This window comes from Pantoea dispersa, assembly GCF_014155765.1.
In the GTDB taxonomy this organism is placed as follows: domain Bacteria; phylum Pseudomonadota; class Gammaproteobacteria; order Enterobacterales; family Enterobacteriaceae; genus Pantoea; species Pantoea dispersa.
In genome coordinates this window covers 953,563-972,771 of record NZ_SCKT01000001.1, presented here as the reverse complement: position 1 = coordinate 972,771, position 19,209 = coordinate 953,563, and the positions used below count along the sequence as shown (strand labels likewise).

Genomic DNA, 19,209 nt, shown 5'->3' with positions numbered 1-19,209 from the left:
CACCCATCAGGCAGGAGAACGTTATGACACTGGGCAAACAGAAAGTCGCCGTAGTGACCGCTTCAGATTCGGGGATTGGACGCAGCTGCGCCGTGATGCTGGCCGAGGCCGGTTACACCGTCGGCATTACCTGGCGCTCGGATGAAGAGGGCGCGCAGGAGACCGCGCGGCTGGTGGAGAGTAAAGGCCAGCTGGCCCAGGTGCGGCAGCTCGATCTGTCCGATCCGCAGGCTGGCGGGCAGCAGCTGGCGCAGCTGATCAACTCGCTGGGCCGCATCGATGTGCTGGTGAACAATGCCGGCGTGATGACCAAAGCCGATTTTCTTGATGTGACCTTTGAGGACTGGCGCAAAGTCTTCACCGTTGACGTAGACGGCGCCTTTGTCTGCGGCCAGATTGCCGCACGGCATATGGTCGATCAGGGCGACGGCGGGCGCATCATTAACATCACCTCGGTGCATGAGCATACGCCGCTGCCGGATGCCGCCGCCTATACCGCGGCCAAGCATGCGCTTGGCGGGCTGACCAAATCAATGGCGCTGAGCCTGTTACCGCACCACATTCTGGTGAATGCCGTGGCGCCGGGCGCCATCGCCACGCCGATGAATGACATGAGCAACAGCGAGGCGCACAGCCGGCGCATGCCGGAAATCCCGATTGGCCGCCCTGGCGATACGCGCGAAATCGCCAGTCTGGTGGCGTGGCTGTGCTCGGAATGGGCCACTTACACCACCGGGCAGTCATTCGTGGTCGACGGCGGCTTCATGCTGGCCAACCCGCAGTTCAAGGGTTACCACAGTTAACCGGCGCGGCGGCGGTTCCAGCGGCGAATCACAAAGCGCAGCACGATGCCGAACACAATTGCCGCCGCCAGCCAGATGAAGTGCTTAAGGTGCTGATCAAGCTTGTGCAGCCACGGCGTGATGATTTCACCGGCGAAGTAGCCGAGGGTGACAAAAATCAGCGCCCACAGCGCGGCGCCAATGACGTTAAGCACGAAAAAGCGCAGCGGCTTAAGACGGCTGGTGCCAATAATAATCGGTCCAATCAGGCGAAAGCCGTACATGAAGCGCACGCCAATCACAAACAGGCTGGGGTGCTTCTGAATCAGCCGGTTAGCTTTTTTAATGGTGTCCTGATGTTTGCGGAAGCGCCGCAGAATGCGCGTGCCATAGCGGCGGCCAAGCCAGAACAGCAGCTGATCGCCAATAATGCCGCCGCCTATCGCCGCCAGCACCACGCCGCTGAAGTGCAGCAGGCCCTCGTGCGCCGCGACGCCGCCCAGCAGGGTAAAGGTTTCCCCTTCGGCAATGCAGCCAATCAGCAGTGCCAGGTAACCGTACTGGGTGATTAATCCATTGATATCGATGTGCAATTGCTCCTCCCTGGGTAAGCGATACAGCTAACAGTCTAGCTGGCTGCGGCTTTTTTTGTGCCGCTGGCCGCAAAAACAGCCGCGCCGATTATACTTGAACTGAAGCTGCCTGCATTGGACAGCCTGATCGCTGGGGCAGCCCGTCGCATCAGAGGAGTGATTGTATGAATCATGTCTGGGGTCTTCTGGCGCATCCCAATCAGGAGATGCGTGATATCAAGCAGGAAAACGAGAGCGTTTCGCACCACTACACCCATCACGTTCTGCTGATGGCGGCGATCCCGGTGATCTGCGCCTTTATTGGCACTACGCAGCTGGGCTGGAATCTGGGCGAAGGGCAGTTCGTGCAACTCAACATGCTGACCGGTATTGGTCTCGGCATTCTGTTTTACCTGATCATCTTAGGCGGTGTGGCGGTGATGGGCCGCGTCATTCACTGGATGGCGCGCGACTATCCGCAGCGTCCCAGCATACAGCGCTGTACCGTGTTTGCCGGCTATGTGGCAACGCCGCTGTTTATCAGCGGGCTGGTGGCGCTCTATCCGCTGGTGTGGCTGTGCGTGCTGGCCGGTGCGTTAGCGCTGATGTACACCGGCTATCTGCTGTACGTCGGCATCCCGGTATTCCTCAACATTGACCGTGAAGAGAGCCTGCGCTTCTCCGGCTCGACGCTGGCGATTGGCGTGCTGGTGTTCGAGGTGCTGCTGGCGCTGACGGTGATTCTGTGGGGTTACGGACCACGCTTGTTCTGACCGTGAGAGGGGGCAGGTCGTCAGCCATGGCGACCTGACTGATCCCGCTGCGCTTGGCAGCGTTTGTCATGCCCGCTTTTTTTAACGCCCGGAAACAATCTCCCTAAGAAATTTCGCAGATGAGCGCGTATGATAGCGCAGCCAGCCCGCGTCGCATCAGGCCTGACGCCGGCGGCCTGTGTTTCGACACAGCGCAAACCTCCTCACCGGATTTTTTTGACACGATGTCTGTAAAAATGCGTATTTCTTTGCTGTCGCTGGCGCTGTTTGTCGCCGCGCCAGCTGCGATGACTCCGGCGCTCGCCGCCGCAGCAAAACTGTCCGATCTGGCGCCGATTGCCCAGCCGCAAATCGCCTCCGGCAGCGCGCTGATTGTCGATCTCGATAATAACAAAGTGCTGTTTTCCAGCCATCCGGACCGGGTGCGGCCTATCGCGTCGATCACCAAAGTGATGACCGCGATGGTGGTGCTGGATGCCCGACTGCCGATGGACGAAATGCTGTCGGTCGATATCAGCCAGACGCCCGAAATGCGCGGCGTATTCTCGCGCGTGAAGCTCAACAGTGAAATCAGCCGCCGCAACATGCTGCTGCTGGCGCTGATGTCCTCGGAAAACCGCGCGGCGGCCAGCCTGGCGCATCACTATCCCGGCGGTTACGACGCCTTTATCCGCGCCATGAACGCCAAAGCGCGCGCGCTCGGCATGACGCACACCCACTACGTAGAGCCGACCGGTTTGTCGCTGCATAACGTCTCCAGTGCGGAAGATCTGGTGAAGCTGCTCAAGGCCACGCGCCAGTATCCGCTGATTGGTCAGCTGAGCACCACCAAAGAGGAGACGGCGGTGTTTAAACACCCCAGCTACGCGCTGCCGTTCCGCAACACTAACCATCTGGTGTACAAAAATGACTGGCGCATTCAGCTGACCAAAACCGGTTACACCGACGAGGCCGGTCACTGCCTGATAATGCGTACCATGATTAATAACCGTCCAGTGGCGCTGGTGGTGCTGGATGCGTTTGGCAAATATACCCACTTTGCCGATGCCAACCGCCTGCGCGACTGGCTGGAAACCGGCAAGGCGGCGCCGGTGCCGGCGGCCGCGCTGGCGTACAAAAAGCAGAAAGCGTCGCAGCTTGCCAGCAGTGCGGACGTGGAGTAACGCAACCTGTTACTCAGCGTAGCGGCGCAAGGGAGTGCGCCGTGTGTCGTGGTGGCGCGTGGCTGACGGTCAACGGCGCTTAAATGAACAAAATTTCTTATCGTTAGCACCAATGTTTTACGCCACCATTCCTATAGTTTCCCTGACGGCAAAGTCCTACACTGGCGACCATTCACGGTCAACCTTGCGTTTATAGGCTGTTATTGCGCTGGAATCTCACTCATATGTTCAAGTTTCGTTCTCTGTTTACCCCGTTCCTGCTGCTACTGGTGTTATTCACGCCGGCGCTCAGCTATGCGGATGACAACGCCGCGCCCGCGCAGCAGGAAGAAGACGCGGCACCGAAGGTCAATCCGGCGGTTGAACTGCCGAAGATGCAGAAGATCCTCGACAAAATTAAGGGCCAGGTGTCTGGCGATACCAATGAAAACCAGCTCAACCAGCTCAATGAGATGGCGCTGGAGCTGTCAGGTAATGCGGAAACCCTCGGCCAGGCGCTGATTCCGCAGCGTCAGCAGCTGGATGCGCAGCTGGCGGTGCTCGGCCCGGCGCCGAAGGCGGACAGCGGCGTGAAAGAGACGCCGGAAGTGACGCGCAAACGCGCCGCGCTGGAGAATCAGAAGGGCAAGCTGGATGATCAGATCAAGCAGGCCGACGGCATCAAAAACGGGGCGCTGGTACTGTCCTCGCAGATCGTCAACCTGCGGCGCGATCAGCTGAAAAGCCAGCTGGCGCTCAACTCCGGCAGTATTTTAGGACCGCGCTTCTGGTCACCGCTGTTCAGCCGTCAGGACCTGGATGGCGAAAAAATTGGCGACTTTATCAGCGAGCTGCAGGATACCGCCGCGCTGTCGTGGGAGCCGGGCTGGCGCGTGGGCACGGTCGGCTGGCTGCTGGCGGCGCTGCTGGTGATGACGCTGGGCCGGCGTTACAGCGAAGAGTTTCTGGCGTGGGTCAGCATTCACAAACTGCCGGAAGGGCGGCTGCGGCGCAGCTTCCTCGCGGCGGCGATTGCGCTGACTACGCTGGCGGCCGTGGTGCTGACCTTTAACTTTCTCTCGCTGGCGTTTGTGCGCCGCGATGAAGTGTCCAGCGACGTGCAGGATTTCATCAGCCGTCTGGTGCAGCTCAGCGTTTACTGCGGACTGATCGCTGGTCTCGGCCGCGCATTTCTGTCAACGCGCCGCCCGAGCTGGCGTCTGCCGAGCATCTCCAGTGAAGTGGCGCTGGCGCTGAAGCCGTTCCCGCCGATTACCGCCGCGCTGGTGTTTATCTTCCAGACCGCCGAGTCGTTTAACTACACGGTCGGCACCAGCCTGAACACCACCATTTTTGCCAACGGTCTGACGGCGCTGCTGATTGGCAGCACCGGGCTGGCGATCAGCATGCGCACCAATCGCGTGCGTCGTCGCATGGCGCAGGCCGGCAATCCGCCGGAAGCGCGTCCCACAGTCGTCGGCCTGGTGCAGCTGGCGCTGACGGTCACCGCCGTGGCGATTCTGGTTTCGCTGATTGTCGGCTACGTCACGCTGGCGCGCTTCCTCAGCTATGAAGTGATCTGGTGCGGCATCCTGTTTGGCTCGTTCTACTTCCTCAGTCATCTGATCAACGACGGTTGTGAAAGCCTGTTCTCCACCAACAACGCGACCGGCAAGCGGTTGCAGACCTCACTGAATATTGACGAGCGCTATCTGCAGCAGGCGGCAACGCTGCTCAGCGCCGTGGGGAAAACCCTGCTGGTGGCGTTTGTCGCGCTGGCGCTGCTCAACGGCACGTTTGCCTCGTCCACGCCGATTGAGCTGATCCAGAAAGTCATTGAGTTCTGGGGTGGCAAAGGGCTGGAGTCGCTCAACATTGTGCCGGCGCACATGGTGAACGCCATTCTGTGTCTGGTGGTGGGTATCTACGTGCTGCGCTCGGTGCGGCGCTGGCTGGACAAAGAGTTCCTGCCGAAGACCACCATGGATATCGGCATGCGCGTGTCGCTGGTGACGCTGTTCAGCAATATCGGCTACGTGCTGATTATTTTGCTGACGCTGTCGATTATGGGGCTGCAGTGGAACAAGCTGGCGTGGATCGTCAGCGCCCTGTCGGTGGGTATCGGTTTCGGCTTACAGGAGATCGTGAAGAACTTTATCTCCGGTCTGATCCTGCTGACCGAACGTCCGGTGAAGGTCGGCGATCTGGTGAGCATCAGTGGCATCGAAGGGGATATTCGCCGTATTAACGTGCGTGCGACTGAGATTCAGCTGGGCGATAAATCCACGGTGATCGTGCCGAACTCGCAGCTGATTTCGCAGAACGTGCGTAACGCCACCATGGGCAACGCGCAGGGCGTGGTGACGATTCAGCTGACCTTCCCGCTGGATATCGATCCGGTGCAGGTGCGCGAACTGTTGCTGGACGTGTATCGCGAAAACGAGCGTATTCTCGAAACGCCGGAGCCGTCGGTTTCGTTTAAAGATTTGACGCCGGCGGGTATTGTGCTGAGCGTGACCGGCAACGTCGCCAGCCAGCGCCAGATTTCCGGTGCGAAAAGCGATCTGCTGTTTGATATCCTGACGCGCCTGCGCAAAGAGGGCATCGTGCTGTCGACGCCGCAGACCATGATTATCGAACGCCGCGCGCTGCCGGCGACGCAGAATGAAGGTGAAGCGTTGCCATAATGGCACGAGACCGTAGCGGCGCGATTTATCGCGCGGGTTTGCCTCTGATGCAGCAAACCCGCGCGATAAATCGCGCCGCTACGGGTCCGGCAGATCTGACTCAGGCTTTCACCGCCCAGCCTTTGTGCTTACTGGTTTTCCCGATGCCCGGGTTAAAGGTATTGGTCGGATCGAGCTGGCGGTAAAACGCCTGCAGCTGCGGTTTGGCCGCATACAGATGGCCAACGTTATGCTCTGCCGGATACTCCGCGCCGCGCGCCGCGAGGATCGCCAGCATCTTCTCCTTCAGCGCATGGGCATCTACGCCTTTCTTCACAATGTAATCCTGATGGAACACATGGCAGAAGAAGTGGCCGTAGTAAAGGCGATGAATCAGATCGTTATCAAACTCCGGCGGCAGGCGCTCAAACCACTCCTGATCGTTGCGGCGCAGCGCAATGTCCAGCGCCAGAATATCCTCCACTTCGTCAGCGTGCACCGCGTGATAGCGCACGGCGGCACCGGCTGCGGCAAAACGATGCAAAAAGGCGTGCGCGCCCTCTTTGGCGTCGCAGGCAAAGAACTCACCACCGCCTTCGCGGAAATACTCCTGCAGATACGCCTGCGCTTCGGCCACGCCGTCGCCAGACATCTTCAGCATCAGGTGGTGCTCGTATTTGTCACGATACTGCTTCAGGCGCTTCGGCAGGTGCGCCGGGAACCAGCGGCTGATGCGTTGCAGCAGGCGATCGGTCAGGTGCGGCTTAACGAAGCTCAGCTTGCTGAGCCAGGCATCAACCCGGCCTTTGAGGGTGAAAAACAGCGGCATCTTGTCGGTGCCGAGTTTATCAATCATCACAAAGGTGTCTTTGCCGTAGACCTCGGCGATGTCGAAAATATCGCGGTGCATGTACTCACCGGCGACCGGTAAATGGGTAAACTCCGCCAGCATGTGGCGACGCAGCTCGCCGAGCGTCGCCGGGTCGTTGGTGCCAATGTAAAACACCTGCTGCTTCGGCTCGGTGGGGAAGGTGTCGAGCCGCACGGCAAACACCGCCAGTTTGCCGGCGCAGCCTGACGCCTCAAACAGGCGCCGCTGGTCGGCGTTGAAACGCGCCGGCGTATCGGCGTGAATGTCCCGCACCCGCTCGGCGTATTCGTGGTCGGACGCGTGGCGCGCATCCCAGCGCACATCATCCGGCTGCCAGCGCTCGTCGTCCAGCCGGCCGAGAATCTCTTCCGGCGAATGACCGAGGTCAATGCCCAGATGGTTGACCAGCCGGAGCTTGCCGTCGGCGTCCACCTGCGCAAACAGCGCCATTTCGCTGTAGGCCGGGCCGCGTTTGATCAGCGAGCCGCCGGAGTTATTGCAGATGCCGCCCAGCACCGAGGCGCCGATGCACGAGGAGCCAATCACCGAGTGCGGCTCGCGCCCGAGCGGTTTAAGGGTTTTCTCCAGCTGATACAGCGTGCTGCCGGGAAAGGCGAGAATCTGCCTGCCGCCGTCGATCAGCTGCAGTTTGTCGAGACGCAGGGTACTGATGATCACCACCGGGCGATCGTAATCGTTGCCGTTGGGCGTTGAACCTTCGGTCAGGCCGGTATTGGCGGCCTGCATCAGCACGATGGCATCGGCCTGTACCAGCGCCTGCAGCACGCGCCATAGCTCCAGCAGCGAGCCGGGGAAAACCACCGCCAGCGCATCGCCCTCGCCGGAACGGAAACCCTTACGATAGCGCGCGGTCTGCTCCGCGTCGGTCAGCAGCTGCGATGCGCCGACCAGACGGCGCAGCTCGGACAGCAGGGCAGGGTGTGAGGTGTTGTTATTCATTAGCCTATCCTTGTCGTTAACGTGGCGTTTCTACTGTAGCACGCGTCGGCCACGGGGGCGCAGTGTGACAATGGCGGCTACCTGCTATCCTCATCTTGTGGCACACTGCCCCGGTTATTTCGATATTGCGCAGTTACTTAAGAGAACCCGACCTGATGAAATGGATTTACTCTGTTAGCCTCGCTGTTTCCCTTGCCGTGCAACCCGCGTTTGCGGACGACCTGTTCGGCCCCCATCCAATGACGGAACAGGCGCGCGACGCCTTTGTTAATCAGCTGCTGAGCAAAATGACGCTGGATGAAAAGATCGGGCAGATGCGCCTGATTAGCGTCGGTCCGGATACGCCAAAAGAGGCGATTCGCGACATGATTCAGCACGGCCAGGTCGGGGCGATTTTCAATACGGTAACGCGTCCGGATATCCGCGCCATGCAGGATCAGGTCATGCAGCTCAGCCGCCTGAAGGTGCCGCTGTTCTTTGCCTATGACGTGGTGCACGGCCAGCGCACTATTTTTCCGATTCCGCTCGGCCTCGCCGCCAGCTGGGATCTGCAAGCCGTTAGCGAAGTGGGACGCATCTCCGCCTATGAAGCGGCAGACGACGGCCTCAACATGACCTGGGCGCCGATGGTGGATGTCTCGCGTGAACCGCGCTGGGGCCGCGGCTCTGAAGGGTTTGGCGAGGATACCTATCTCACGTCGCAGATGGGCAGTGCGATGGTCAAAGCCATGCAGGGCAAGAGCGCCGCCGACCGCTACGCCATCATGACCAGCGTTAAGCATTTTGCAGCTTACGGCGCAGTGGAAGGCGGTCGCGATTACAACACCGTCGACATGAGTCCGCAGCGCCTGTTCCAGGATTATCTGCCGCCGTATAAAGCTTCACTGGATGCCGGCAGCGGCGGCGTGATGGTGGCGCTCAACTCGCTGAACGGCACCCCGGCCACCGCCGACAGCTGGCTGCTGAAAGATATTCTGCGCAACGACTGGAAATTCAAAGGCATCACCATCAGCGATCACGGTGCCATCAAAGAGTTAATCAAACACGGCGTCGCCAGCGATCCGCAGGATGCCGTGCGCATTGCGCTGAAATCCGGCATCGACATGAGTATGAGCGACGAGTATTACAGCAAATACCTGCCGGGACTGGTGAAAAGCGGCGCGGTGAGCATGGCGGAAATCGACGATGCGGCCCGTCACGTGCTCAACGTTAAATATGACATGGGCCTGTTCAACGATCCGTACAGCCATCTCGGACCGAAAGGCAGCGATCCGCAGGACACCAATGCGGAAAGCCGCCTGCACCGGGCGGAAGCGCGCGACGTGGCGCGCCGCAGTATGGTGCTGCTGAAAAACTGGCATGAAACCCTGCCGCTGAAGAAAGAGGCCACCGTGGCGCTGGTGGGACCGCTGGCCGATAGCCAGCGCGATATCATGGGCAGCTGGTCGGCTGCGGGCGTGGCGAAGCAATCTGTCTCGCTGCTGCAGGGCATGCGCAGTGCCATGGCCGGCAAAGGCACCGTGCTGTATGCCAAAGGGGCCAATATTTCCGATAACAAAGGTATCCAGAACTTCCTCAACCTGTATGAGCAGGCGGTCAGCGTCGATGCCCGTTCGCCACAGCAGCTGATTGACGAAGCGGTCGCGCAGGCGAAAAAAGCGGACGTGGTAGTGGCGGCCGTGGGCGAGGCGCAGGGCATGGCGCATGAAGCGTCGAGCCGCAGCGACCTGGTGATCCCGCCGAGCCAGCAGAAGCTGCTGGCGGCCCTGAAAGCCACCGGGAAACCGCTGGTGATTGTGTTGATGAATGGCCGTCCGCTGGCGCTGGTGAATGAGGACCGTATGGCGGATGCGATGCTGGAGACCTGGTTCAGCGGTACCGAAGGCGGTAACGCCATCGCCGATGTGCTGTTCGGTGATTACAACCCATCGGGCAAACTGCCGGTGTCATTCCCGCGCTCGGTCGGGCAGATTCCGATTTATTACAATCATTTGCCAACCGGCCGTCCGTACAATTTCGAGAAGCCGAACAAGTACACCTCGCACTATTACGACGCGGTCAACGGTCCGCTCTATCCGTTTGGTTACGGTTTGAGCTATACCCAGTTCAGCGTGTCGCCGGTGAAGATGTCTGCCCCGACCATGCCGCGTAACGGCACGGTGGAAGCCAGCGTGACGGTGACGAATACCGGCAAACGCGATGGTGCCACGGTGGTGCAGCTGTACCTGAACGATCCGGTCGCCAGTATCAGCCGTCCGGTGCAGGAGCTGCGCGGCTTCCAGCGCATTATGCTGAAGGCCGGCGAGTCGCAGACCGTGCGCTTTAAGATTGATGTCGATGCGCTGAAGTTCTGGAATCAGAAGATGCAGCACGTCGCCGAGCCGGGCAAATTCAACGTGATGATCGGTCTGGATTCGGTCAGAACCCAGGATGCGCAGTTCGATTATTTGTAATTGAGGGTTTGTTATCCTGGTTTCCCTCACCCTAACCCTCTCCCGGCGGGAGAGGGAACCGATCAAACCGACTTTTAGCGGATATTATCCTCTGACCTGCCCGCTTCAGCGGACTGCCCCCTCTCCCGCGCGCGGGAGAGGGCTGGGGTGAGGGAAAGGTCATTAGCGCAAGAACGAACAAATGAATCTCCGCCACCGCATCGAACAGCAGGTCTTTCGCCTTAACGGCCTGTCGCTCAACGAATTTGACATCTCTCAACCGCCGGGCGATCCCGGCCTGTTCGGCCCTGACCACATCATCTGGCAGGTGCACGGCGACTTTCCCGCGATGCTGTGCGGCGGCATCAGCGCGCTGATGCTACAGATGCTGCATCCGGCGGCGCTGGCGGGCGTGTGGGATCACTCCAGTTTCCGCCAGGATATGCTCGGCCGGCTGCGGCGCACCAGTCAGTTCATCGCGGTCACCACCTTCGGCAACACCGCCGATGCGCATACCCTGATTGAGCGGGTTAAACGCATCCATCTGCGCGTCACCGGCATCGATAACACCGGCAAACCTTATGCCGCCAGCGATCCGCATCTGCTCACCTGGGTGCACGTTGCAGAAACCAGCCGCTTCCTGGCCGCGCATCTGCGCTACAAAAATCCACAGCTCAGCCTCGCCGATCGCGATCGTTATTACGCCGAAGCGGCGCGGGTAGCGGAAGCGCTTGGTGCGCAGCAGGTCCCGAAAAGCGTAGAGGCGGTTGAGGCCTATTTACAGGCGATGCGGGCAGAGCTGGTTTACGATGCGCGCACTCACGAAGTGATGCAGCTGCTGCTTAACGCGCCGGCACCCAGCTGGCAGGCGAAACCGGCGATGCGCGTCATGCTGCGGGCTGGCTGTGGTCTGCTGCCGGACTGGGCGCAACAGCTGATGCAACAGCCGATCGGGCCAGTGGCGCAATGGCGGATTGATAAGCAGATCGCGTTGATTGCCGCCCTGTTGCGCTGGTCAATTCAGCGTGGCGCCTGGGCGCGTGCCATGCAGCGCATGGGGCGCGATCCGCGTTACAGGTGAAATTCATCCTGCTTGCTGGTGTAGCTGCGCGGCGTGCGCGCCTCGCGTTTCAGCAGGAGCTGGCGCTGCTGATAGTGATGCAGCAGCATGCCCAGGCCAACGCCCAGTAGCGCCAGCGGCACCAGCGTGTAGTAGATATCCAGCGGCAGCAGCACCAGCAGCGCGATGGCAGCGACGATCAGCGTCAGGGCTGCCATCACCCACGTATAGCGGACAAACAGCCACAGCAGCAGGGCGAGAATCACGATTTCGCGCAGATTGAGATCGAGGCTTTGCAGCACCATGACGACAGCTCCGCAACAGAAGACTGCCCTGACAATAGCATGCGAAGCGGTAAAAGAATCGCAAAAAAATCTGAAGCTTCGCCGCCGCTGCCCCCGCCATTCTTAAGCCGGGCTGAACGATGGCCTGGCGCACTTTGAGAGTTTTACCCTTGTGTCACATGGCGCGAGTGCCGATCCTGCTCTATTCTCGGGGAAAATGGATCCCTCCAGGCATTGTCGAGGCGTTATGACACACCAACCTCTGATTGCTGAGGTGCCGAATCAGCAACACACTTTAACCGCCATCGTCGAACAGGATGCGCGTACCGCCTATTTTTATATCTGGCCGAACGACCTGTTCCGCAGTCAGTACGCCGTGCGCGGCTGCTGGTTGCGCAATCTGCTGCCGGCACCGGCGCAGGAAGATCGCGAAGCGATGGAGCAGGGTATTGCGCCGCTGCTCAGCGCCAGCTATTGCCGCACGCTGGAAGCGGAGCCGATGCTCGATCCGGCCGGCCTGCAGATTCTGTGGGAGCCCAGCGACGACGGTGCCGCGCTGTGGTATTACGGCCAGCTGCTGGCGGTGATCCCTGGCTGGAGCCTGTATCAGGACAAGCAGGTCAGTTTCTCGGCGGGCTGCATCAAAGAGAACCGTCTCACCGCGCCGCTCGGTTCAGCCTCCACCAACGATTACTACGCGCGCGCCGAACAGCAGCGTCATTTCTGGCGTGACTGGCACGATGGCCAGCAGTGGGATCGCGTGCAGAGCGAGCTGCTGCAACGTTACCAGGCGCAGTTTGGTGAGTCGGTAAAATATTACGCCATCGATCAGGGCAACTGGCCGCCGATGGCGATTTCGCAGCACTGGCATAACGGCGTGTGGTATTTCTTCACGCTCGGCATGAGTATCCGGCCGATGCCGCAGGTGGATTATCTGTTTGACGAGCTGGCACCGCAGTACCGGCGTGTAGAGCTGGCGATGGCGGTGGATGGCGAAGTGATGACCGAGGCCAACGCGGTACAGATGGCCAGCGCGCTGGCGGAGTTTGCTCATTTGCCGTGGGCGCGGCTGACGTGGATTGGCGAAGGGCACACGCTGGCGTCGGAGGTCGCGCCGGTCGGCTTTGAAAGCTTCCTGCTGGCCAACGGGCTGGCGGGCGAAAACGCGCAACTGCGGCTGCCGAAGCGCGACGGCGATCGGCCAAATCTGCTGTGGGCGACGCCAATCACCGAAGCCGAGCGGCTGTTTGCCCAGGCGGACGATCGCGGCGGCCAGCAGCTGCTGCAGCGTTTGCTGGCGCAGGGCAGCGATCATGTGTTCCGTCCGCGCCAGGAAGTGGTGGAGTCCGCACCGTAGTGCCTGCCGAAAAAGCCCTGACATACCCCTCTGGCAGCGACCAGGCGGGTATTAAGCGGATGCTTCCCGTTCCAGCCATGCGACAAAGCGGTTTAGCGAGGATGATTTATCCACGTCAGGCGCAATTAACGCCACGTAGCGGCTCCCCTTCGCCTCAATAGCTAACGGGGTGACAAGCCGGTTGCCCTGCAGATCATGTCCAAGCATTTGTATTCCACCGATACCCACACCGACGCCATCAATAATCGCCTGCAGACTAATATAATTGTGTTCGAATCGCTGAAAACGTTCCGGACGCACCTCCCCGACGCCAGCCTGCTTCATCCACCGTTCCCACTCGCCTGACCGCGTACTGGATAACACGACAACGTGGGTCGCCAGGTCTGCAGGGGTGTTCAGTGCTTTTGTGGCTAACAGTTTCGGCGCGGCAATCAGGGTGAGTTTTTCCTCAAATAACGCTTTCTTCTCAAAGTAACGCCATTCAGGTTTGTTAAGTGCATCCCGGCGAATCAATACGTCAAAGCCAGATAGCCCTTTCACCTCCGAACTGTTTGAGGTGGATACCGAGATTTCAATGTCGGGATATTGGCTGTGGAATGCCGGCAGGCGCGGGATCAACCAGTGCATCGCAAAGGTGGTTTGCGCATTGACGCGTATCGTGCGGGTGTTGGGTGTTTTGCCAAAGCGCACTGCGGCATCGCTGATGATGTCAAAAGCGGTGCTGATCTCTGCGGCAAAAGCCCGGGCATGTTCCGCCGCCACGCTGCGTTGTCCCTGGCGTTCAAATAACGGTTGTCCCAGCCACTCTTCAAGCAATTTGATCTGGCGGCTAACGGCACCGTGAGTCATCCCTAATTCCTCAGCCGCATCACTCAGGCTGTTGGCGTGCGCGGCCGTTTCGAACAGCCGCAATGCATTCAACGGCGGCAGGTTACGTTTTTTCATCTGTGACTTTTAGTATCAGGAGTGGGCAATATTTATCGATATTATGATCGAATCGCCCTGATTAAGATGCGTGCTTTGCCGTTGAAAATGAGGAAAGTCAGTGGGTGATTATCTCTTTGTGACGCTGATCGCGATCCTCTCCGGGGCGCTGAGTGGCATCATCGGCACCGGTTCTTCGTTACTGCTGCTGCCGCTGATGGTCAGCAATTTCGGCCCCAGAGTGGCGATGCCAGTCATGGCTATCGCCGCAATCCTGGGAAATCTCTCGCGCATCGCGGTCTGGTGGCGTGAAATCGACTGGCGCGCCACTCTGGCCTATAGCCTTCCTGGCGTGCCAGCTGCGTCGTTAGGCGCGCATGTGCTGCTCTCTTTACCCGCCTGGATCATTGATGGTGCGCTGGGTCTGTTTTTCTGGGTGATGATTTTGGTCAGACGCAGCCTGAAAAACAGTCACTGGACGCTCTCGATAAAGCAGTTAGGGCTTTGTGGTGGCGTAGTGGGTTTTCTGACCGGACTGGTTCTCTCCACCGGACCGGTGAGCGTGCTGATTTATACCGCCTATGGATTGAGCCGTGGCGCGTTTATTGGCACGGAAGCATCGAGCGCCTTGCTGTTATATTTCAGCAAGGTCAGTACGTTCGCCTTCCAGCAGGCGCTCTCAATGCAGGTTGTGCTCACCGGTGTGTTAGTGGGCAGTGGCATTATGCTGGGCACCCTGAGCACGAAGGTGATAGTCCAGAGACTGTCAGTCACACAATTTGCCGTGCTGATAGACGCCATTCTGTTTATTTCCGGCGCAGGATTAATCGTTAATGCCTGGTCAGGAGCACCATGAAATTAATCTTTATCACCCTTGAAATAATTTAAGCGTAGCGGGTCAGCCCCATCGGCATCGCAACGAGAAGTAATAGTTGCAATAGGCAACGGATACTTTTCGCGCGATGCTGTGATGAGTCAGTTATGCAAGGTTCAGGTACGCAGGAAACAGACCTGTCAGATGATGACTACGCCGATTTTTGGGCATTCATCATAATGCGATGCGCCCCGGCACGAGCATAGATACACCGGTTCGTGAAAGCTTTTGGAGTATTGCTTGATCTCTTCCTGTGCACGGTCAACCGTCAATTTATGGAAAGAGTGATAAAAACCCACACACCAAAATGAACGCTGCTTAGTTTCAGTCTCAATGTAGTGTGATTTAACGATCGAATTCACTTTGGATATGTCGTGCAACATTCCTTTGACTAACGTTGTCGCTTTTATTGCCCGCTTAAATTCAAGGTAGATGTACTGATCCTTGGCAGTATTAGGTTTTCTGAAAATCAAATCGACAAATATGTGAAAACGATTGGGTTTGCTTCTCCGATCAGATTTTGCCTTCCACTCCCTTCTGGTATGAAAATACTTTTCATTCAAAAGGAAATATTCAAATTCTATTTGAAACCATTTTTCCCAGTCGTTGTACTCATTGGCCACGACATGAGCAAATCTGGCTTTTACTTCCTTTTTTTTAATAAACTCTAACAGTGATTCCTTTACAAGCTCAAAATCTTTAAATTCACTCATTTCAGATACCATAAATAATCAATGCTGTGTGCCTGCCTGCTGATTAACGTATTACACTTACATTTTCCAGTTTCACCAGGCTTTCCGGCTTATCACCTACCTGCATAGCAACGGTGACGAACACATTGAGATCCTGCAGCCAGGCGAGTCTGACACGGCTACCCGCTTGTCCTGAATCAGTTTGCTGACACTCGACTAAGAGATATTTGCCGCTAAATTCATCTGCAATGCTCTTTGCGTCTCCCATCGAGGTGACCTTGCAGCGTAACCCTGAAGACGTAATTTTCTTGTCGGAGTCAATACTTTCCCATTGCGCCTGATATTGTTGACCCGTTACTAGCGGAAAACGCAGATCCGTCTGCAACTTATTAAGGAGAGATGCGCCTGTGCTGATGGACATGGTGAACTTAAGCTGCAACTGATTAGCCAGCGTCAAACGTTGCACCTTCCAGATACCGTAATCTTCCAGCTTACGTACATAACCATTTGGCTGTGCATCCAGCTGCACTTCAACCTTACCGAGCGTGCTTACTTCGGTATAACGGACTTGTTTGAAGCGTGGCAGCGCCCAGGGGTTAATCAGTGCTTGTGCCTGCCGTTCAATTTCATCAGAAAGAGAATACTTATCCAGCCACTGCGAATTATTTTTACTCAGGTCAGGCATTAATGGCCCCATCAACGTGGATGCTGGCTTATTCGCAGCGGACACAAAATGTCCTTCAGCGGTAAACTTTTTTCCTGCGGGTAACTGGCAGAGCTGATCGAAGCGTTGTGTCATCTGAGTATCAATTTTGAAGCTACTTTTGCGGCGAACAAGATCAGCAGTGATGAGTGAATCTGTAACGCGCCCCTCGCTGTCGAAATTCATGGCAGCAATTACAGCACCCTGATGGGTCTTACAGTTGTACAGGTAGTGTTCTGTTTTTAATCCCAGCGGCGCATCGTAAGGCGGTTCCCAGATGATATCTGCGTAATCATATCCCAGGCGAACCGATAAAATGTCGCCAGTGTGTTGAATGCTATTCACATCGACCAGTTTGGTGGTGCCGATTTCAGACGTGGCTGATAACTTTTCCCACCGAGCCTCTTTTATGGGGAGTTTGCACACCTTGTGGATATCGTCTGCGGTAATTTGCTGATCATCCTGTGCAGGCGCATACCGGAGATAGCTGTTACCGTAATAACGAGCGATGGTAAAGCCCTTATCATTTAACAGATCCTTATACAGGAGCTGTGCTTTGCCCTGTTTGCAATCAATCGACCGCCATTGTTGCGCCGTTTTTCCGTTATTGAAGTTTAATGACACCATGAAATTTACCCGATCGTGGATGCGGGTAACGGAAAAGGGATTCGTGATGGCACCTGTTAATTCGGGCATATCTGCAGCCTGGACGCAAGAAAACGGCAGGAGAGACAGCAAAGAAAGCGGACGAATTAAAGAGCGTACGAAGTACATATATGGTCCTTCATATATTGATTAAGAAGTTCAGGTATCGGCATCCTGCAGCAAATTTTTAGTCTCTGTGCGTGGGCAGCTTAGAAATGCACTATACGTGGGGCGATTACGTCCGCTGTTAGCACAACTCAACGGAACCAGCGCTTGCGCCAAATTCCCTTTCAGGACGCTTCCGGACGGCGAACTGAAGGCTGAAAGCCCGGCGTAGCGACTGGCACGGAAGTTAACACCAGAGCGGTCAGAAAGGGGGCAGGGTAAGGCCGGTGACAATAAGCGCTCTTATGATCACGCTATTCAATCAGTTAACCATTTTGTGATCTGGCGCACCTCAAGTTCTTCTGTAACAAGCCGTTAACCTCGATCAGGCAACTCGCCACACCAGGGTAAGGGCACACCGATGTTAAAAACCACACAATCCCGTTTTACCGCGACCTTAGTCGCATTCTTCGTTGTTCTTATGCTGGTCACCGTCCTGGTGATTAACCAGTTCATCGCACCGCAGCTTAGCCAGAACGAAAGCCGGCTGGTGCGCTATGAGGTGGATGGTCTCGCCGGACGTATCGTCGAGCAGATGAACCGCGTGCAGGCGCAGCAGCGTGCCATTACCGAAGCGGCGGGCGTGATGGACAGCGCCGCCATTGATACGCTGCTGCCGGCGCTGGTTAACCAGTATCAGGACAGCAACGTGTTCGGCGGCGGTATCTGGCCGTTACCCAACCGGCGCGATCCGGCGAAAGAGAAAGACAGCTCGTTCTTTGCGCGTAACGCCAGCAACCAGCTGCAGGTCAACACCTACTGGAACTCCGATGCTGCCGACAAATACTGGGAGCAGCCGTGGTACAAAGATGGCATGGCCGCAGAAAAAGGCCAGTGCGCGTGGGCGAAGGCTTATCAGGATGCCGCCAGCCCGCAGCCGCGCACCAACTGCGCCATGGCGATTTACCGTAACGGCACTGTGTGGGGCGTCTCAACTATTGACGTCACGCTCGGCTTTTTCAACCAGCTGGCGCAGCAGATGGGTGAGGCGATTCATGGCCGCGTACTGATTGTCGAAGCGGACGGCAAAGTGGTCGGCAATGCCGCGTTGCTGGAGGGGACGCCGAAGCTGGAAAATCTGGCTGATACCCAACTGCCAATGGCGGCGGCGCTGAAAGGGCTGCTGGCACAGGCCGGTTCTCAGCCGTCGCAAACCACCTTCAGCGGAGAAGATGGCGAGCACACGCTGTTCCTGCAGGCCATTCCCGGCAGCCCGTGGTATCTGGCCAGCGACGTGCCGTCCGCGCTGCTGGATGCGCAGACGCACAGCATGCTGACCCGTCTCGGCCTGGTCCAGATCCCGCTGGCGATTCTGCTGCTGCTGGTGCTGCTTGGCTTTGTCCGCGCGATGATGAAACGCCTGAATCTGCTGCATCAAAACATCGAAGCGCTGTCGACCGGTGGCGCAGATCTGACGCAGCGTCTGCCAGCCAGCAATAGCCCGGAGTTCAACGCCGTGGCGCAAAGCTTTAACCAGTTCATCGCCCATTTGCAGGGGCTGATGCGCCAGGTGGGCGACAGCGCACTGGCGATTACCGCAGCTTCACGCGAAATCGCCAGCGGCAACGCCGATCTCTCGGCGCGGACGGAATCGCAGGCGAGTTCCATTGTGCAAACCGCCGCGTCGATGGAAGAGCTGACCGGCACGGTGCGTCAGAACGCCGACAACGCCACGCACGCCAACCAGCTGGCAGATGGCGCGTCTCAGGTGGCGGCGCGCGGCAGTGAAGTGGTGCGTCAGGTGGTCAGCACCATGGGCGAAATCCATCACTCCTCGCGTAAGGTGGTGGATATCATCAGCGTGATCGACAGCATCGCTTTCCAGACCAACATTCTGGCGCTCAACGCGGCGGTAGAAGCGGCACGCGCCGGTGAACAGGGCCGCGGGTTTGCCGTGGTGGCTTCGGAGGTACGCAATCTGGCGCAGCGTTCCGCCAACTCCGCGCGCGAAATCAAGAAGCTGATTGAGGAGTCGGTGGCCAATATCGACACCGGCAGCCAGCTGGTGGAGCAGGCCGGACAAACCATGGACGAGCTGATGCAGGGCGTCAGCAGCGTCACAACGCTGATGAGCGAAATCATGTCCGCCAGCCGCGAGCAGAGCATGGGGATCGAACAGGTGAACGTGGCGATTACCCAGCTCGACGGCAGCACCCAGCAGAACGCGGCGCTGGTGGAGCAGGTCTCGGCAGCGGCGCGCGCCATGGAAGAGCAGAGCGTGCAGCTTGAGCAGGTGGTGCACGGCTTCAAACTGTAATTCATCCCGTCAGAGCGCACAGCGGCGCGTTTTTTGCGCCGCTGTCACGC

General features: G+C 58.0%; 15 protein-coding genes. 9 read left to right on the top strand and 6 right to left on the bottom strand.

The annotated features are described in order from the left end of the window. Positions 1–23: 23 nt before the first annotated feature. Positions 24–803 carry an SDR family oxidoreductase gene (locus H7K56_RS04650; RefSeq protein WP_058757839.1) on the top strand — a complete coding sequence of 260 codons (780 nt, stop codon included), beginning with the start codon at positions 24–26 and terminating at the stop codon, positions 801–803. On the opposite strand, the gene H7K56_RS04645 is transcribed toward H7K56_RS04650, so the two are convergent. Continuing rightward, a complete protein-coding gene (locus H7K56_RS04645; RefSeq protein ID WP_150361789.1) occupies positions 800–1,375 on the bottom strand; it encodes a DedA family protein in 576 nt (191 codons plus the stop codon). The two genes, H7K56_RS04650 and H7K56_RS04645, sit on opposite strands and share 4 nt — an antisense overlap. 164 nt (positions 1,376–1,539) lie before the next feature. Between H7K56_RS04645 and H7K56_RS04640 the strand changes: the two genes are divergently transcribed. The 3 genes from H7K56_RS04640 (at position 1,540) to H7K56_RS04630 (ending at position 5,956) form a co-directional block, all read left to right on the top strand. Then, entirely contained in the window at positions 1,540–2,127 is a 588-nt protein-coding gene (locus H7K56_RS04640) for a Yip1 family protein (protein ID WP_021508475.1), read from the top strand. A gap of 224 nt (positions 2,128–2,351) precedes the next feature. Then, complete coding sequence (gene pbpG, locus H7K56_RS04635; protein ID WP_058781286.1) at positions 2,352–3,290, top strand: D-alanyl-D-alanine endopeptidase; 939 nt, start codon at positions 2,352–2,354, stop codon at positions 3,288–3,290. Positions 3,291–3,514: 224 nt separating this feature from the next. Next, entirely contained in the window at positions 3,515–5,956 is a 2,442-nt protein-coding gene (locus tag H7K56_RS04630; RefSeq protein WP_150361788.1) for a DUF3772 domain-containing protein, read from the top strand. Between the two features lie 100 nt (positions 5,957–6,056). On the opposite strand, the gene dld is transcribed toward H7K56_RS04630, so the two are convergent. Further along, positions 6,057–7,766 (bottom strand): D-lactate dehydrogenase, encoded by a 1,710-nt coding sequence (gene dld / locus H7K56_RS04625; RefSeq protein WP_104092722.1) that lies wholly within the window; start codon positions 7,764–7,766, stop codon positions 6,057–6,059. 155 nt (positions 7,767–7,921) lie between these two features. Between dld and bglX the strand changes: the two genes are divergently transcribed. Both bglX and H7K56_RS04615 read left to right on the top strand, forming a co-directional pair. Then, positions 7,922–10,219, top strand: coding sequence for a beta-glucosidase BglX (bglX, locus tag H7K56_RS04620; RefSeq protein WP_031279874.1), 2,298 nt, complete (start codon positions 7,922–7,924; stop codon positions 10,217–10,219). 181 nt (positions 10,220–10,400) lie between these two features. Next, positions 10,401–11,279 (top strand): oxygenase MpaB family protein, encoded by an 879-nt coding sequence (locus H7K56_RS04615; RefSeq protein ID WP_058775313.1) that lies wholly within the window; start codon positions 10,401–10,403, stop codon positions 11,277–11,279. Here the strand turns inward: H7K56_RS04615 and H7K56_RS04610 are convergent. Further along, positions 11,270–11,563 carry a DUF983 domain-containing protein gene (locus tag H7K56_RS04610; protein WP_150361787.1) on the bottom strand — a complete coding sequence of 98 codons (294 nt, stop codon included), beginning with the start codon at positions 11,561–11,563 and terminating at the stop codon, positions 11,270–11,272. The genes H7K56_RS04615 and H7K56_RS04610 overlap by 10 nt on opposite strands. Before the next feature lie 226 nt (positions 11,564–11,789). On the opposite strand from H7K56_RS04610, the gene H7K56_RS04605 reads away from it, so the two are divergent. After that, positions 11,790–12,899, top strand: coding sequence for a suppressor of fused domain protein (locus H7K56_RS04605; protein WP_021508468.1), 1,110 nt, complete (start codon positions 11,790–11,792; stop codon positions 12,897–12,899). A 51-nt stretch (positions 12,900–12,950) separates the two neighbouring features. On the opposite strand, the gene H7K56_RS04600 is transcribed toward H7K56_RS04605, so the two are convergent. Beyond that, positions 12,951–13,844: a LysR substrate-binding domain-containing protein gene (locus tag H7K56_RS04600; RefSeq protein ID WP_150361786.1), complete on the bottom strand. Its 894-nt coding sequence runs from the start codon at positions 13,842–13,844 to the stop codon at positions 12,951–12,953. Positions 13,845–13,944: 100 nt separating this feature from the next. Between H7K56_RS04600 and H7K56_RS04595 the strand changes: the two genes are divergently transcribed. Then, positions 13,945–14,679 (top strand): sulfite exporter TauE/SafE family protein, encoded by a 735-nt coding sequence (locus tag H7K56_RS04595; RefSeq protein ID WP_150361785.1) that lies wholly within the window; start codon positions 13,945–13,947, stop codon positions 14,677–14,679. A 158-nt stretch (positions 14,680–14,837) separates the two neighbouring features. Here H7K56_RS04595 and H7K56_RS04590 read toward each other — a convergent pair whose 3' ends face one another. Then, entirely contained in the window at positions 14,838–15,410 is a 573-nt protein-coding gene (locus H7K56_RS04590; RefSeq protein ID WP_058787681.1) for a hypothetical protein, read from the bottom strand. A 43-nt stretch (positions 15,411–15,453) separates the two neighbouring features. Next, entirely contained in the window at positions 15,454–16,866 is a 1,413-nt protein-coding gene (locus H7K56_RS04585; protein WP_150361784.1) for a hypothetical protein, read from the bottom strand. A 397-nt stretch (positions 16,867–17,263) separates the two neighbouring features. Here H7K56_RS04585 and H7K56_RS04580 point away from each other — a divergent pair, with 397 nt between their 5' ends. Then, positions 17,264–19,159 carry a methyl-accepting chemotaxis protein gene (locus H7K56_RS04580; protein ID WP_058769488.1) on the top strand — a complete coding sequence of 632 codons (1,896 nt, stop codon included), beginning with the start codon at positions 17,264–17,266 and terminating at the stop codon, positions 19,157–19,159. The last annotated feature ends 50 nt before the right edge of the window (positions 19,160–19,209 follow it).

Coding starts and splice junctions, on each gene's coding strand:
- H7K56_RS04650 (WP_058757839.1), top strand. CDS start 24: ATGACACTGGGCAAACAGAAAGTCGCCGTAGTGACCGCTTCAGATTCG.
- H7K56_RS04640 (WP_021508475.1), top strand. CDS start 1,540: ATGAATCATGTCTGGGGTCTTCTGGCGCATCCCAATCAGGAGATGCGT.
- pbpG (WP_058781286.1), top strand. CDS start 2,352: ATGTCTGTAAAAATGCGTATTTCTTTGCTGTCGCTGGCGCTGTTTGTC.
- H7K56_RS04630 (WP_150361788.1), top strand. CDS start 3,515: ATGTTCAAGTTTCGTTCTCTGTTTACCCCGTTCCTGCTGCTACTGGTG.
- dld (WP_104092722.1), bottom strand. CDS start 7,766: ATGAATAACAACACCTCACACCCTGCCCTGCTGTCCGAGCTGCGCCGT.
- bglX (WP_031279874.1), top strand. CDS start 7,922: ATGAAATGGATTTACTCTGTTAGCCTCGCTGTTTCCCTTGCCGTGCAA.
- H7K56_RS04615 (WP_058775313.1), top strand. CDS start 10,401: ATGAATCTCCGCCACCGCATCGAACAGCAGGTCTTTCGCCTTAACGGC.
- H7K56_RS04610 (WP_150361787.1), bottom strand. CDS start 11,563: ATGGTGCTGCAAAGCCTCGATCTCAATCTGCGCGAAATCGTGATTCTC.
- H7K56_RS04605 (WP_021508468.1), top strand. CDS start 11,790: ATGACACACCAACCTCTGATTGCTGAGGTGCCGAATCAGCAACACACT.
- H7K56_RS04600 (WP_150361786.1), bottom strand. CDS start 13,844: ATGAAAAAACGTAACCTGCCGCCGTTGAATGCATTGCGGCTGTTCGAA.
- H7K56_RS04590 (WP_058787681.1), bottom strand. CDS start 15,410: ATGAGTGAATTTAAAGATTTTGAGCTTGTAAAGGAATCACTGTTAGAG.
- H7K56_RS04585 (WP_150361784.1), bottom strand. CDS start 16,866: ATGTACTTCGTACGCTCTTTAATTCGTCCGCTTTCTTTGCTGTCTCTC.
- H7K56_RS04580 (WP_058769488.1), top strand. CDS start 17,264: ATGTTAAAAACCACACAATCCCGTTTTACCGCGACCTTAGTCGCATTC.